The sequence below is a fragment of the Mediterraneibacter sp. 210702-DFI.3.120 genome, from assembly GCF_020561005.1.
Lineage (GTDB): Bacteria > Bacillota > Clostridia > Lachnospirales > Lachnospiraceae > Mediterraneibacter > Mediterraneibacter faecis.
This window is the reverse complement of record NZ_JAJCNG010000019.1, coordinates 1-15,913: the sequence shown is the minus strand read 5'-3', so window position 1 is coordinate 15,913 and position 15,913 is coordinate 1. Positions and strand designations below refer to the sequence as shown.

The following is a 15,913-nucleotide window of genomic DNA, read 5'->3' as shown; positions in this document are numbered from 1 at the left end:
GTGATATATGTTACAGAATCTGTATGTGAAAAATCTTGCTTTGATTGATGAAACAGAAGTAGAGTTTGGGGAAGGATTGAATATTCTGACCGGTGAAACCGGAGCAGGAAAGTCAATCCTTCTTGGCTCTGTTACGCTTGCACTGGGTGGAAAATACAATGCACAGATGCTTCGAAACGGGGCAAAAAGTGGATTGGTAGAACTTACTTTTCACATCAAAGAAGAAAAGATTTTAAAGAAGCTGGAGGCCTTGGACATTTATCCGGAAGACGGATATCTGACATTGAGCCGCCGCCTTTTAGAAGGCCGAAGTGTCAGTAAGATTAATGGTGAGACAGTGAACATGAGCGTCCTTAAAGATGTAGCCAGTCTTTTGATCGATATTCATGGACAGCATGATAATCAGACATTGCTTCATCGAAAGAATCATTTAACACTGCTTGATCTTTATGGGAAGGAACAGACGGATCCGTTAAAAGAAAAAATGGCTTCCTGCTATCAGGAATGGAAGAAAGTATGTAAGAAGGTGGAACAATCTTCGCTGGATGAAGAGAGCCGAAGAAGAGAACTTTCTCTTGCTGAATTTGAAGTGAATGAGATTGAAGAAGCAGCTCTTAAAGAAGGTGAAGATGAACTTTTAGAAGAACAGTATCGCAAGATGACAGATAGCAGAAAACTCACAGAAGGAGTTGCAGAAGCGTATCAGTATACTGCAGAGGACGAACGTGGAAATGCAAGTGATTACTTAAGCCGTGCAATCCGAAGCCTTCAGGAAGCAGCATCTTTTGATGAAAAGGGAAGCCAGCTTTATGATCAGATCGTGGAGATCGATAGTCTGCTGAATGATTTCAACCGGGATCTGGCAGAATATGCAAAGAGTTTTGAATATTCGGAAGAAGAGTTTTCAGAAGTTGAGTCCCGCCTGAATGAAGTGAATCATTTAAAGGCAAAATATGGAAACACTGTCAGTGATATCCTTGCATATTGTAAGGAAAAAAGACAGAGACTATCGGAACTGGAAGATTACGATTCTTTTATGCAGGAACTTTTGGAGAAACAGAAAAAAGCAGAAAAGCAGATGGAAAAGGCTGCGATGGAACTGCATGAAGTGCGTGAACAAAACGCAGTTAAATTTGCCGAGGAAATTGTTCATCAGATGTCGGAACTGAATTTCCTGGATGCACGTTTTGAAATTCGTTTGACAGAAGCAAAAAGTTATTCTGCACAAGGAAAAGATGATGCAGAGTTTTATCTGTCGGTTAATCCGGGAGAACCTGTGCGTCCACTGGGGGATGTAGCATCCGGAGGAGAGCTATCCCGTATTATGCTTGCAATCAAGACCGTACTTGCAGATGAAGAAGATACACCGACTTTGATATTTGATGAGATTGATAGTGGAATATCAGGAATCACAGCAGGTCGTGTCGGAGAGAGACTGCAGTTGATCGGAAAGAGCCGTCAGGTAATTTGTATTACACATCTTTCACAGATCGCAGCAGCAGCAGATGTTCATTTTTGTATTCATAAAGAGGCAGAAGATAATTCTGTGAGAACACAGATCGAGAGACTTGATCAGGAAGACTCTGTTGCAGAGCTTGCAAGGCTACTTGGTGGAGCAAATGTAACAGATGGAATCATAGACAGTGCCAGAGAAATGAAGGAACTGGCAAAAAGAGAAAAATAATACCAGTGTGAAAAGAAGAAGATCCACACATACTAAGAGCAGATGCAAACAGCATCTGCTTTTAATATTTGCAAGAGAGGAGTGTGGATCATGAAAGAACGCAGGAAAAGGAATATGAGCAGGACAGGTCTGTTGTTTATGTTCTGCTTATTGATGTTATGTGGCTGTGCACAGATTACAGGATTTATGGAAAATACGGAAGTCAGTGGTCGGGAAGTGGAAAGTCTGGCTGCGGAAAAGGAAGACGATACGGTTCTGCTTGGAGGAATGCCGGTTGGAATTTATATGGAAACGGATGGTGTACTGGTTTTAGACACGGAGAAAATGACGGGGATGGATAGGAAGGAATATACACCTGCACAGGGTGTAGTGAGTTCCGGTGATTATATTACGGAAGTGAATCACCAGAAGATTGAGGGGAAAAAACAGTTGATGGATCTGGTGGAACATCTGGATGGAGAGAAGGTCCTTCTGACAGTCAGACGTGAAAATACGATATTAGAAAAGAAATTGACTCCTGTGCAGATTTCAAAAGGAAATTATCGCCTTGGAATCTGGGTAAGAGATAATGTACAGGGACTTGGGACGATCACATTTTTGACAAAAAATAACAGGTTCGCAGCACTGGGACATGGTATTCATGATATTGATACAAGTACACTTCTTACGATCAAAAGAGGAACGCTTTATAGAACCAGTATTCAGAAAGTGCAAAAGGGAAGCAAAGGGAATCCCGGAACAATGGAAGGGATTATTGTTTATAATCGGTTTCATCAGCTTGGAGTGATTGAGAAAAATACGGATGCGGGTATTTATGGAGAATTAAATTCAGACAGAAGCTGGATAGGAGAGGAAGTTCCGATACAGGTAGCAAAAAAAGAGGAAATAAAGACAGGAGAGGCAAGGATTCGCTGCTACATTGATGGTGAGGTGAAAGAATACACAATCTGTATAACACAAATTGACAAAGAATCCGACCAGGTAAACAAAGGAATGGTAATTCAGGTGACAGATACGGAATTGCTGGAAAAGACAGGGGGCATTATTCAGGGAATGAGCGGGAGTCCCATCATTCAGAATGGAAAACTGATCGGAGCTGTGACACATGTGTTTGTACAGGATTCGACAAAAGGATACGGTATTTTTATTGAAAATATGTTGAAAGAGGAAGAATCGTGAAAAGGGTCGAAAAGGATGTCGAAATACTACTGCAAGATTTTCTTGAATACGACAAAAAAGCTGGAATATAATACACGAGTGGTGTAACAAGACAAACGTTCTCAGAAAAAGGAGAGAAGAAGATGGAACATTTGAAAATAGCCATTGCTGATGATAACCAGAAAATTTTGGATCTTTTGGATCGTGTGATCGGGATGGAAAAAGACATGAATCTGGTCGGAAAGGCGAAAAATGGTGAAGAGATGTGTCAGATCATCAAAGATAAACAGCCGGATGTTGTTCTTCTCGACCTGATTATGCCGAAAATGGATGGATTGACGGTCATGGATCGGATCAATCATGACAAAACTGTCAGCAAGCATCCGTATTTTATCGTAATCACAGCAGTTGGGCAAGAAAAGATTACAGAAGATGCTTTTAATAAAGGTGCAAATTACTATATGATGAAACCGTTTCAAAATGAGATGTTGTTAGAACGAATCCGAAGTGCGGGGCGGATGTCACACGGTATGGAAACAAGAAGCTCTGAGGCGGCATCTGATAACAGAGGAGAAAGTCTGGAGACACGAGTGACAAATATGCTGCATGAGATCGGAATACCGGCTCATATTAAGGGGTATCATTATCTGAGAGATGCGATTATGATGGCGGTAGATGATATGGATGTGCTCAATGCAATCACAAAGATCCTGTATCCAACCGTTGCAAAGAAGTATCAGACAACATCAAGCAGAGTAGAACGTGCGATCCGACATGCGATTGAAGTGGCATGGAGCAGAGGAAAGCTGGACACTCTGGATGAACTTTTTGGGTATACAGTAAGCAATGGAAAAGGGAAACCGACAAATTCTGAATTTATTGCTTTGATCGCAGATACAATACAATTGGAATACAGGCATGGAAAATAAGAAGTAAAATACAATGAGAAATCCTTTGCATTATGATAAAAATGCGGTATAATATTTTATAAGTAATTGCCGAAAGAGGGCAAGTGAAAGTGGAGGATCTAAGTATGAAAAACATTTTGTTCGCTTCATCAGAATGTGTACCATTTATAAAGACCGGGGGTCTTGCTGACGTTGTAGGTTCACTTCCAAAAGATTTTGATAAAGAGAAATATGACTGCCGTGTAGTTTTACCTAAGTACATGTGTATGAAACAGGAGTGGGTAGAGCGCTTGGAGTATATCACAAACTTCTACATGGATTTTGCAGGAGAGAATCGCTATGTCGGAATCTTTAAGACAGAATTAAATGGAGTTACATTTTATTTCATTGATAATGAATTTTATTTTTCAGGATTTGCTCCATATGATGGAGATCCGAAGTGGAATATTGAAAAATTCTCTTTCTTCTGTAAGGCAGTTTTAAGTATTCTTCCGGTCATTGGGTTCCGTCCGGATCTGATTCACTGTCATGACTGGCAGACAGGTCTGATTCCGGTATATCTGGATAATTTCCGCTTCTTTGGAGAATATTACAGAGGAATCAAGACAGTTATGACAATACATAACCTGAAGTTCCAGGGGGTATGGGATACAAAGACTGTACAGGGAATTACAGGACTTCCGGATTATTATTTCGTTCCGGATAAGCTTGAGGCATACAAAGATGCTAATATGCTCAAAGGCGGTATTGTTTATGCAGATAAGGTGACAACAGTAAGCCACAGCTATGCAGAAGAGATCAAGACACCGTTCTATGGAGAAGGTCTTGACGGACTGATGGCAGCAAGATCAAATGATCTTTGCGGTATTGTGAATGGTCTGGATTACAATGACTGGAATCCGGATACAGATCATAGAATCGCAAAGACATTTAATGTTGAGAATTTCCGGAAAAACAAACCGGTGAATAAGGCCGCTCTTCAGGAAGAACTTGGACTGGATAAAGACAATCATGTAATGTTGATCGGAATCGTTTCCCGTCTGACAGACCAGAAAGGATTTGATCTGATCGATTATATGATGGATGAGATGTGTCAGGATGCAGTGCAGATTGCAGTACTTGGAACAGGAGATCCGAAATATGAGAATATGTTCCGTCACTTTGCATGGAAGTATGCAGGAAAGGTTTCAGCGAATATTTTCTATTCCGATGATCTTTCTCACAGACTTTATGCCGGATGTGATGCATTCCTTATGCCATCCTTATTCGAGCCATGCGGACTCAGCCAGCTGATGAGTCTGAGATACGGAACACTTCCGATCGTTCGTGAGACAGGAGGATTGAAAGATACTGTAGAACCGTACAATGAGTTTGAGAAGACAGGTACAGGATTCAGTTTCTCTAATTATAATGCACATGAGATGTTGAACACTGTACGTTATGCAGAAAGAATCTATTATGATAAGAAACGTGACTGGAACAAGATGATCGAGCGCGCGATGACTCAGGATTTCTCATGGATGAATTCTGCAAGACAGTATGAAGATCTGTACAGAAGTCTGATCGGAGAATAAGAATTATAAGAAGTAACAAAGAAGTAATACAAGAGTAACACAAGAGCAAGGAGTAACAGACCCGATGAAAATTATTGACAAACTGAACCAGAAAGGCATCCACATTTCTTTTGAGGTGTTTCCGCCGAAGACAGATGCAGGATTTGACAAAGTATTATCAGCAACAGATGAGATTGCCAAACTGAACCCATCTTATATCAGCGTAACCTATGGAGCCGGTGGCGGAACAAGCAAGAACACAGCGAAGATCGCATCCCATATTAAGGACGATCTTGGAGTGATGAGTCTTGCACATCTGACATGTGCTTCATCCACAAAAGAAGAAGTTGGAGAGGTGATTGAAAACCTGAAGGCTCATGGAATCGAGAATATTCTCGCTTTACGAGGAGATATTCCGGAAGGCATGACATTCCCTGATGGAGATCGATTCCATTATGCTTATGAACTGGTACAGGAAATCAAGAAACATGGGGATTTCTGTATTGGTGCAGCATGTTATCCGGAAGGACATGTGGAGCAGGAACATAAAGAGGATGATATCCGTTATCTGAAACAGAAGGTAGACAGTGGAGTTGATTTCCTTACAACACAGATGTTCTTTGATAATGATATCCATTATAATTTCCTGTACAGAATCAGAGAAGCAGGAATCACAGTTCCGGTTCTGCCGGGAATCATGCCGATTACCAGTGCTGCTCAGATGAAGCGAAGCCAGGAACTTTCCGGAACAGTATTTCCGAGAAGATTTCTTGCAATATTAGATCGCTTCGGAAGTTCTCCGGAGGCGATGAAGCAGGCGGGAATTGCTTATGCGACAGATCAGATTATTGACCTTCTTGCGAACGGTGTGAATAATATTCATATTTATTCTATGAATAAGCCAGAGATCGCAATTGCGATTATGAATAATCTTTCCGAGATTATCAAGTGTTAAGAAAGTGAATGACCAGATGATAGAGACAGAGAAGAGAGTACGTGAAGCAGTTCGTTATCTGGGATTTGGAAAAAATGAGGCAGATGAACGAACCTTGGAACTGATCCAACAGTCTTTCAAAGACCTGGAACAGGAAGCAGGGCCTAAGTCCATCTGCCAAATTTTTGATCTGAATCATACAGATGACGGAAGACTGGTTATTGGACAGATGGAGATTCGAAGTAAGAGCCTGAGTAGAAATCTGAAAGGATGCCGTCAGGTTGTTCTTTTTGGAGCAACACTTGGCGCCGGAGTTGACCGGCTGATGCGCAGGATTTCTTTGACAGATATGGCAAGAGCAGTTATTTTGCAGTCTTGTGCAGCAGCAATGTTAGAAGAATATTGTGATGAGTGTCAGAAGAAGATTGCGGCAGAGCTTGAAGAAGAACATTTGTATTTAAGACCGAGATTCAGTCCCGGATATGGAGATTTTGATATCTGTTATCAGGAACCAGTCGTACGAATGTTGAATTGTGCAAAGACAATCGGGTTGACTTTGACAGACAGCTTTATGATGACACCAACAAAGTCGGTAACAGCAGTAATTGGAATCAGTACACAGAAGGACAGATGTCCAATCTCAGGATGTGAGGTCTGTACAAAAAAAGATTGTGAATACCGACGATAAGCAAGAGATAAGAGAGGAAGGATTGATACAAGAAGATGATACGAGAACGCCTGGGAAAAGAGTTATTATATTTTGACGGCGGAATGGGAACCTTGCTTCAGGCAAAGGGACTTCAGCCGGGAGAGTTACCGGAGACGTGGAACGTTACACATGCGGATGAGATCAAAAACATTCACAAACAATATATTTCAGCAGGAAGTGATATTGTACTTGCAAACACATTTGGAGCGAATGCATTGAAATTCCATTGCGATGATTTTCCATTGGAAGAAATTATCCGTCTTGCGATCAGGCATGTGAAGGATGCGGCTGAAGAGGCAAGTGGTGGAAGAAGAATCTACACAGCACTGGATGTCGGACCGACAGGAAAGCTTTTAAAACCGATGGGTGATCTGGACTTCGAGACAGCATATGAGACATTCAAAGAAGTTATGATCCTCGGAGAGAAAGCCGGTGCGGATCTGATCCATATTGAGACCATGAGTGACACTTATGAACTGAAGGCAGCAGTACTTGCGGCGAAAGAGAATACATCTCTTCCGGTTTTCGCTACGACGATTTTTGACGAGCGTGGAAAGCTTCTGACCGGAGCAGATGTTCCGTCTGTTGTGGCAATGCTTGAAGGATTAAGGATTGATGCTCTTGGAATCAACTGTGGAATGGGACCGGAGCAGATGCTGCCGATCCTGGAGCAGATCATGAAGTACTCCTCTGTGCCTGTGATCGTCAAACCGAATGCAGGTCTTCCTAAGCAGAAAGACGGAGAAACTTATTACGATGTTTCTCCGGAAGAATTTGCTTCTGTTATGCGTCATGTTGTTGATCTTGGGGCAGTTGTGATCGGGGGATGCTGCGGAACAACTCCTGCACATATTGCAGAGATGGTGAAGCAGTGTAAAGACATTCCGGTGAAGCCGATTGAGAAGAAAAGTTATACTGTAGTATCTTCTTATGGACAGAGTGTGTTCCTTGGAACCGGATCAAAGATTATTGGTGAGCGTATTAATCCAACCGGAAAGAAACGCTTTAAACAGGCGCTTAAGGAACATGATCTTGATTATATTTTAAAAGAAGGAATTGCACAGCAGGATAACGGTGCACATATTCTGGATGTTAACGTAGGACTTCCGGATATTGACGAGCCGACATTGATGAAGGAAGTTGTTCAGGAACTTCAGAGTGTGACGAATCTTCCGCTTCAGATTGATACGGTTGATACGGTTGCGATGGAGAATGCACTTCGCATTTACAATGGTAAGGCGATGGTCAATTCAGTCAGTGGAAAGCAGGAGTCAATGGATGCAGTATTCCCACTGATCCGGAAGTATGGCGGTGTTGTGATCGGCCTGGCACTTGATGAAGACGGAATCCCGGCAACAGCCGAGGGACGTGTACAGATTGCGAAGAAGATTATCGCAGAGGCAGCAAAATACGGTATCGAGAAGAAAGATATTGTAATTGATGCCCTGGCAATGACGATCAGTTCAGAACCGGAAGGAGCAAAGGTGACACTTGAGACACTTCGCAGACTTCGTGACGAAGTTGGTGTGTGTACTGTGCTTGGTGTATCAAATATTTCTTTCGGTCTCCCAAGCAGACCGATTGTAAACTCCATCTTTTATACGATGGCAATGCAGAATGGTTTGAGCGTTGGAATTATCAATCCGAACTCGGAGGATATGATGAAGGCATGGTATGCATACCATGCGTTAATGAATCTGGACAGCAACTGTGAGAATTATATTAATAAATATGCACAGCAGCCGGGAACAGCTCCGGTTTCCGCAACAGGTTCAGCTCACAAGATGACACTGAAAAGTGCAATTGAAAGAGGGCTTCGTGAAGAGGCGAACAGCATTACATCTGAGATGATTCAGGAGAAAGATGGTCTGGAGATCATTAACGAAGAGCTGATCCCGGCACTGAATACGGTAGGTGAAGGATTTGAGAAGGGAACAGTCTTTTTGCCTCAGCTACTGATGAGTGCTGAAGCGGCCAAGACAGCATTTGCGGTGCTTAAAGAGAAAATGGATAGCAGCGGAGAAGTTCAGGAGAAGAAAGGAAAGATCATTCTTGCTACAGTAAAAGGGGATATCCATGATATCGGTAAAAATATCGTGAAGGTTCTGCTTGAAAACTATAGCTTTGATGTGATCGATCTTGGAAAGGATGTTCCGCCGGAGACAATTGTTGACACAGTACTTGAACAAGATATTCATCTGGTAGGATTAAGTGCTTTGATGACAACAACTGTCGTAAGTATGGAAGAGACGATCAGACAGCTTAGAGAGAAAGCTCCGCATTGTCTTGTGATGGTAGGAGGCGCTGTACTGAATCAGGACTACGCAGATATGATAGGAGCTGATTTCTATGGCAAAGATGCCATGCAGTCGGTTCATTATGCACAGAGAGTTTTTGGAACTGAAGAATAGGAGGAGATCAAAAATGAGAGGATTACAGACACCGGTTCGTGCAATTCGAAGACAGGTATTTACAGAAGTTGCCAAGCTTGGATTTAAAGCAAATGCAGAGACATTGGTAGCAGATATGGAAGCAATTCCATATGAAATCGTAGGAGAAGATTCAGAAGTAAAATACCGTGAGAGCATTTATCGTGCAAGAGCAGTCGTAAGAGAAAGACTCCGTCTTGCGATGGGACTTTCCCTTCGTCCGGAGAATAAGCCGGTCCATTTGACAGCGGGAGTTGAGGCCAGTAATATTTCTGAAAAATATTATGAGCCGCCGCTGATGCAGGTGATTCCGTCAGGCTGCGAGAGCTGTGAGGAGAATAAATACGAGGTCAGCAATGTATGTAAGGGCTGCCTTGCACATCCTTGTCAGGAAGTCTGTCCGAGGGGCGCTATTTCCATGGTGAATGGAAAATCCTTTATCGATCAGGATAAATGTATCAAGTGTGGAAAGTGCAAGTCTGTCTGTCCATACGATGCGATTGCCAAGAAGGAGCGTCCTTGCAAGAAAGCTTGTGGAGTGAATGCAATTACATCGGATAAATTAGGACGTGCTTATATTGATGCTGACAAATGTGTTTCCTGCGGAATGTGTATGGTAAGCTGCCCGTTTGGTGCGATCTCTGACAAGTCTCAGATCTTCCAGCTGGCTCGTGCACTTTCAGAAGGAGAAGAGATTGTGGCTGAGGTAGCACCGGCATTTGTTGGTCAGTTTGGACCGAATATTAATGTAAGAAACTTCAAAGCAGCTCTTGAAGAACTCGGATTTTCAGAGACATATGAGGTTGCTCTTGGAGCGGATATCGGAGCAATTGCGGAAGCACATCATTATGTGAATAAAGTGACAACCGGAGAACTTCCATTTCTTCTGACATCCTGTTGTCCATCTTGGGCAATGCTTGCGAAGAAGTTCTTCCCGGATCTGATCGATCAGATCTCACAGGAACTGACTCCGATGGTTGCAACAGCACGAACAATCAAACAGGAACATCCGAATGCAAAGGTTGTATTTATCGGACCTTGTGCAGCAAAGAAGCTGGAAGCTTCCAGACGTACTGTGAGAAGTGATGTGGATTTCGTTGTTACATTTGAAGAATTGCAGGCAATGTTTGATGCGAAGGGAATTGATCTGACAGCTTATGAGGCAGAGTCTTCTTTCCATGATGCGACAGGAGCCGGACGTGGATACGCCTGTGCAGGAGGAGTTGCAAAGGCAATCGAAGAATGTATTAACGAGTATTACCCTGGAACGCAGGTTAATATTGAGCATGCGGAAGGTCTGGCAGAATGTAAGAAGATCCTGACACTTGCCAAAGCCGGAAGAATGAATGGATGTCTGATCGAGGGTATGGGATGTCCTGGCGGATGTATTGCAGGAGCTGGAACGAATATTCCAATCCCGACTGCGAAGAAGGATGTCGCAGCTTATGTCAAAAACTCAAGCAGAGCACTTCCACCGAAAGAACTGGAAGAAATTGAACTGAAATAAGTAAATATAAGGATAATAACCGGCCTCCGCTTTACAAACGGAGGCTGTTGTGGTATATTACAGAATAGGCTTTTTATGAGCGAAAGAGGAGGATGGATGTATGCAGCCATACGGAGTAAACCAATTAAGAAAAATGTTTTTGGAGTTCTTTGAGAGCAAGGGACATCTTGCAATGAAGAGCTTTTCTTTAGTACCACATAATGATAAGAGTCTTCTCCTGATCAATTCAGGAATGGCTCCGCTGAAACCATATTTCACAGGACAGGAGATCCCGCCGAGAAGAAGAGTGACAACATGTCAGAAATGTATTCGTACAGGAGATATCGAGAATGTCGGTAAGACAGCACGTCACGGTACATTCTTTGAGATGCTTGGAAACTTCTCTTTTGGAGATTATTTCAAGAATGAAGCAATCGAGTGGTCCTGGGAGTTCCTTACAGAAGTTGTGGGACTTGATCCGAACAGATTATATCCTTCAGTATACGAAGATGATGATGAAGCGTTCGAAATCTGGAATAAGAAGATGGGAATTCCGGCAGAACGTATCTTCCGTTTTGGTAAGGAAGATAACTTCTGGGAGCACGGTTCAGGTCCATGTGGTCCGTGTTCTGAGATTTACTATGACCGTGGAGAAAAATACGGATGTGGAAAACCGGGATGTACAGTAGGATGTGAGTGCGACCGTTACATGGAGATCTGGAATAACGTATTCAGCCAGTTCAACAATGACGGACACGGCAACTATACAGACCTGATCCAGAAGAACATTGATACAGGTATGGGACTTGAGCGTCTTGCCTGTATCGTACAGGATGTAGATTCCATGTTTGATATTGATACAATGAAAGCACTGAGAGATCATGTATGTAACCTCTCCGGCAAGCAGTACGGAATAGATCATGAGACAGATGTTTCTCTGCGTGTTGTTACAGACCATATTCGTTCCGTAACATTTATGGTTTCTGATGGTATCTTACCTTCTAACAGCGGTCGTGGATATGTTCTCCGCCGTCTGTTAAGACGTGCATGCCGTCACGGAAAGCTGCTCGGAATTGACGGAGCATTCCTTGTAAAGCTTGCAACGACTGTAATTGAAGGTTCCAAGGATGGATATCCGGAGCTGGAAGAGAAGAAAGAGTTTATCTTTAATGTAATTGCGAAAGAAGAAGCGAACTTCAATAAGACAATCGATCAGGGACTTGCAATCCTTGCAGATATGGAAGCTGAGATGGAGAAGAATGGAGAGAAAGTTCTTTCCGGAGAGAATGCATTTAAGCTTTATGATACTTATGGATTCCCAATCGACCTGACAAGTGAGATCCTGGAAGAAAAGGGGCTGACTTATGACGAGGAAGGATTCAAGAAAGCACAGGAAGAACAGCGTGCGAAATCAGAAGGAACATTCGGAACTCATTCTTATACAGGAAAAGAAGTTTCTGTATACGATCAGCTGGATGCAGCACTTGAGACAGAATTTGTCGGATATGACAATCTGACATTTGATTCTAAGGTTACAGCTCTTACAACAGAGACAGAAGTTGTTGATGCACTTTCTGATGGAGAAAAGGGAACAATCATCGTTGAGCAGACTCCATTCTATGCAACAATGGGTGGACAGGAAGCTGATAAAGGTGTGATTCGTACAGCCGATGGAGAGTTTGTTGTAGAAGATTGTATTCACCTTGCAGGAACAAAGGTTGGACATGTAGGACATGTTGTAAAAGGAATGATCAAGATTGGTGATGCGGTAACTCTTGAAGTTGACGCAAAGAACCGTGCACTTACAGAAAGAAACCACAGTGCAACACATCTGCTTCAGAAAGCACTTCGTACAGTACTTGGAAGCCATGTAGAGCAGGCAGGATCTTTTGTAAATGCAGACAGACTTCGTTTCGACTTTACACATTTCTCAGCAGTAACACCTGAGGAACTGAAGAAGGTTGAAGAAATTGTGAATGAGCAGATCACAAATGCCCTCGCAGTTGTGACAAAGAACCTTCCAATCGAGGAAGCAAGAAAGACAGGAGCACAGGCTCTGTTTGGTGAGAAATACGGTGATGTTGTACGTGTCGTAGATATGAGTGGATTCTCCGTTGAATTCTGTGGTGGTACACATGTTAAGAATACATCAGAGATTACAGCACTGAAGATTATTTCTGAGAGTGGTGTAGCAGCAGGTGTTCGTCGTATTGAAGCCCTGACATCTGAAGGACTTATGAACTACTATGCTGAGATGGAGCGTCTTCTCAAAGAAGCAGCACAGCTTGTAAAAGCAACTCCGGAGAATCTTGCAGAGAAGATCACACATCTTCAGGCAGAGAACAAGTCTCTGAAGGGAGAAGTTGAGAGTCTTAAGAGCAAGATGGCTCAGAGCGCAGCAGGAGACATCCTTGACCAGGTGAAAGAAGTAAAAGGTGTGAAGCTTCTTGCAGCACAGCTTGACGGTGTTGATATGAATGGACTTCGTGACCTTGGAGACCAGCTCAAAGAGAAGCTTGGCGAAGGTGTGGTTGTACTTGCATCAGGAAATGACGGAAAAGTAAGCCTGATGGCTACAGCAACAGACGGAGCAATGAAGCAGGGAGCACATGCCGGAAATCTTGTGAAAGCAATCGCAGGTCTTGTTGGCGGAGGCGGCGGTGGTCGTCCGAACATGGCTCAGGCAGGTGGAAAGAACCCAGCAGGAATCCCGGATGCACTTGCAAAAGCAGAAGAAGCACTGGCTGATCAGATTAAATAAAGCTATTAAATAAAGTCATTGTAAAGAGAATCTGTCTGTGGCAGATTCTCTTTTTGGTAGAAGCGAGAAAAAAGTATAAAAAATCATAAAAAGCAGTTGACGTTTTGAAAAAATATGTTATAATAATATCCAGTGCAATAAATATACCCGAACAGTCGTATGATGCACAATACAAGGCTGGAGGGGAGGTTAGGTGTGAGACTATGTCAAATGTAATCGTTAAAGAAAACGAAACGTTAGATAGCGCCTTACGCAGATTCAAGAGAAACTGTGCAAAGGCTGGTATTCAGCAGGAGATTCGTAAGAGAGAGCACTACGAGAAACCAAGCGTTAGACGTAAAAAGAAATCTGAAGCTGCTAGAAAACGTAAATATAACTAATATGTGCAAATGGACAGAGTACTGGAAACAGTACTCTGTTTTTTATATGTTAGGAAAGTTCTTTCCTAACATATAAAAACCACCATTTTCCGATCTGTTTACTCGACATATAACCTTAAATATGCTGAAAATTGCAATTTGATACATTAGTTCATGCAGTTTTATCAACTTAAAGTGATAAAACTTTAAAATAATGCAATTAATGATTGACAATCTTTCATTTAGCTTATAAAATAAACGAGTAGACAACGGTGTCTGAGGTAACAGATTGCTTGTCAGTCTGTTTTTTCTTTTAGAAAAGACATCCGTTGACGAAAGATACAATAGTATCAGGGAGATAGGAATCCCAATCTATTTATTCTAGGAGGTAATTAAGATGTCATACGTTGATGAAGTGATTGATTTAGTTGTAAAGAAGAATCCTGCAGAGCCGGAATTCCATCAGGCAGTAAAAGAGGTACTGGAGTCTCTTCGCGTTGTGATTGAAGCAAATGAAGAAAAATTCCGTAAAGATGCTCTTCTTGAGAGACTGGTAGAGCCTGAGAGACAGTTTAAGTTCCGTGTACCGTGGGTAGATGACAAGGGTCAGGTACAGGTTAACACAGGATACCGTGTACAGTTCAACAGTGCAATTGGACCGTACAAGGGAGGTCTTCGTCTTCATCCATCTGTAAACCTTGGTATTATCAAATTCCTCGGTTTCGAGCAGATTTTCAAAAACTCCCTTACAGGACTTCCAATCGGTGGAGGTAAAGGGGGATCTGATTTCGATCCTAAGGGAAAATCTGACAGAGAAGTTATGGCATTCTGCCAGAGCTTTATGACAGAGCTTTGCAAATATATTGGTGCTGATACTGATGTTCCAGCAGGAGATATCGGTACAGGCGCAAGAGAGATCGGATATATGTTCGGACAGTACAAGAGAATCCGTGGATTATATGAAGGAGTTCTTACAGGAAAAGGACTTTCCTATGGTGGATCTCTTGCTCGTACAGAAGCTACAGGATATGGACTTCTGTATCTGACAGATGAGCTTCTGAAACTCAATGGTATCGAACTTGCAGGTAAGACAGTTGCTGTTTCCGGTGCTGGTAACGTTGCAATCTACGCAATCCAGAAAGCACAGCAGCTTGGTGCTAAGGTTGTTACAGCAAGTGATTCTACAGGATGGGTATATGATCCGGACGGAATCGATGTAGCAGCTCTTAAAGAGATCAAAGAAGTAAAACGTGCAAGACTGACAGAGTACAAGAACTACCGTCCGAATTCAGAGTATCACGAAGGAAGAGGAGTATGGAATGTTAAAGTTGACATCGCTCTTCCATGTGCTACACAGAATGAGCTTCACCTTGAAGATGCAAAGGCACTTGTTGCAAACGGATGTATTGCAGTATGTGAAGGTGCTAACATGCCTACAACTCTCGAAGCTACAGAGTATCTGCAGGAGAATGGTGTTATCTTTGCACCTGGTAAAGCAGCTAACGCCGGTGGAGTTGCAACATCTGCACTTGAGATGTCCCAGAACAGCGAGCGTCTGAGCTGGACATTCGAAGAAGTTGATGCAAAACTGAAAAACATCATGGTTAACATCTGCCACAACATGGTTGATGCAGCTGAGAGATACGGATTCAAGGGCAACTACGTTGTAGGTGCTAACATTGCCGGATTTGAGAAGGTTGTAGATGCTATGACAGCTCAGGGTATTTGCTAATTAAGAAATTCTAAGATAAGATAAGATAAGATAAGATATGATATGGTTAAGTCCTGTAAACTCAATGTTTATGGGACTTTTCTTTATGCATTGAAATGAAAAAAATGAGGAATCTTTTAATCATTTTAAGTGCATAACCCGTTAATATATATATACAGATATTCAATGGAAAGGAGTCTGATGCGTGTTGAGTGATGACG

11 protein-coding genes are annotated in these 15,913 nt (G+C 42.4%); all 11 read left to right on the top strand.

Annotation, left to right across the window (positions count from 1 at the left end; translation table 11 throughout):
- Nucleotides 1-7 precede the first annotated feature (7 nt).
- The 11 genes from recN to gdhA all read left to right on the top strand — a co-directional run bounded on the left by recN (nt 8) and on the right by gdhA (nt 15,713).
- Nucleotides 8-1,684, top strand: coding sequence for a DNA repair protein RecN (gene recN, locus LI162_RS10615; RefSeq protein WP_020436270.1), 1,677 nt, complete (start codon nt 8-10; stop codon nt 1,682-1,684).
- Nucleotides 1,685-1,774: 90 nt separating this feature from the next.
- A complete protein-coding gene (gene spoIVB, locus LI162_RS10610) occupies nt 1,775-2,863 on the top strand; it encodes a SpoIVB peptidase (protein ID WP_020436271.1) in 1,089 nt (362 codons plus the stop codon).
- Nucleotides 2,864-2,985: 122 nt separating this feature from the next.
- Nucleotides 2,986-3,771 (top strand): sporulation transcription factor Spo0A, encoded by a 786-nt coding sequence (gene spo0A, locus LI162_RS10605; RefSeq protein ID WP_020436272.1) that lies wholly within the window; start codon nt 2,986-2,988, stop codon nt 3,769-3,771.
- Between the two features lie 104 nt (nt 3,772-3,875).
- Complete coding sequence (gene glgA / locus LI162_RS10600) at nt 3,876-5,324, top strand: glycogen synthase GlgA (RefSeq protein ID WP_020436273.1); 1,449 nt, start codon at nt 3,876-3,878, stop codon at nt 5,322-5,324.
- A 64-nt stretch (nt 5,325-5,388) separates the two neighbouring features.
- Nucleotides 5,389-6,258 (top strand): methylenetetrahydrofolate reductase [NAD(P)H], encoded by an 870-nt coding sequence (metF, locus tag LI162_RS10595; RefSeq protein ID WP_015529109.1) that lies wholly within the window; start codon nt 5,389-5,391, stop codon nt 6,256-6,258.
- A gap of 16 nt (nt 6,259-6,274) precedes the next feature.
- Entirely contained in the window at nt 6,275-6,925 is a 651-nt protein-coding gene (locus LI162_RS10590; protein ID WP_015529110.1) for a vitamin B12 dependent-methionine synthase activation domain-containing protein, read from the top strand.
- Between the two features lie 35 nt (nt 6,926-6,960).
- Complete coding sequence (locus LI162_RS10585) at nt 6,961-9,357, top strand: homocysteine S-methyltransferase family protein (RefSeq protein WP_015529111.1); 2,397 nt, start codon at nt 6,961-6,963, stop codon at nt 9,355-9,357.
- A gap of 13 nt (nt 9,358-9,370) precedes the next feature.
- On the top strand, nt 9,371-10,882 hold the full coding sequence (locus LI162_RS10580) for a 4Fe-4S dicluster domain-containing protein (protein ID WP_055145635.1): 1,512 nt from the start codon (nt 9,371-9,373) through the stop codon (nt 10,880-10,882).
- A gap of 100 nt (nt 10,883-10,982) precedes the next feature.
- Nucleotides 10,983-13,622: an alanine--tRNA ligase gene (gene alaS / locus LI162_RS10575; RefSeq protein ID WP_020436275.1), complete on the top strand. Its 2,640-nt coding sequence runs from the start codon at nt 10,983-10,985 to the stop codon at nt 13,620-13,622.
- A gap of 203 nt (nt 13,623-13,825) precedes the next feature.
- The gene (gene rpsU, locus LI162_RS10570) at nt 13,826-14,002 is read left to right on the top strand and encodes a 30S ribosomal protein S21 (RefSeq protein ID WP_004054229.1); all 177 of its coding nucleotides are present in this window, start codon (nt 13,826-13,828) and stop codon (nt 14,000-14,002) included.
- 376 nt (nt 14,003-14,378) lie between these two features.
- Nucleotides 14,379-15,713 (top strand): NADP-specific glutamate dehydrogenase, encoded by a 1,335-nt coding sequence (gene gdhA / locus LI162_RS10565; RefSeq protein WP_227156565.1) that lies wholly within the window; start codon nt 14,379-14,381, stop codon nt 15,711-15,713.
- Nucleotides 15,714-15,913 lie beyond the last annotated feature (200 nt).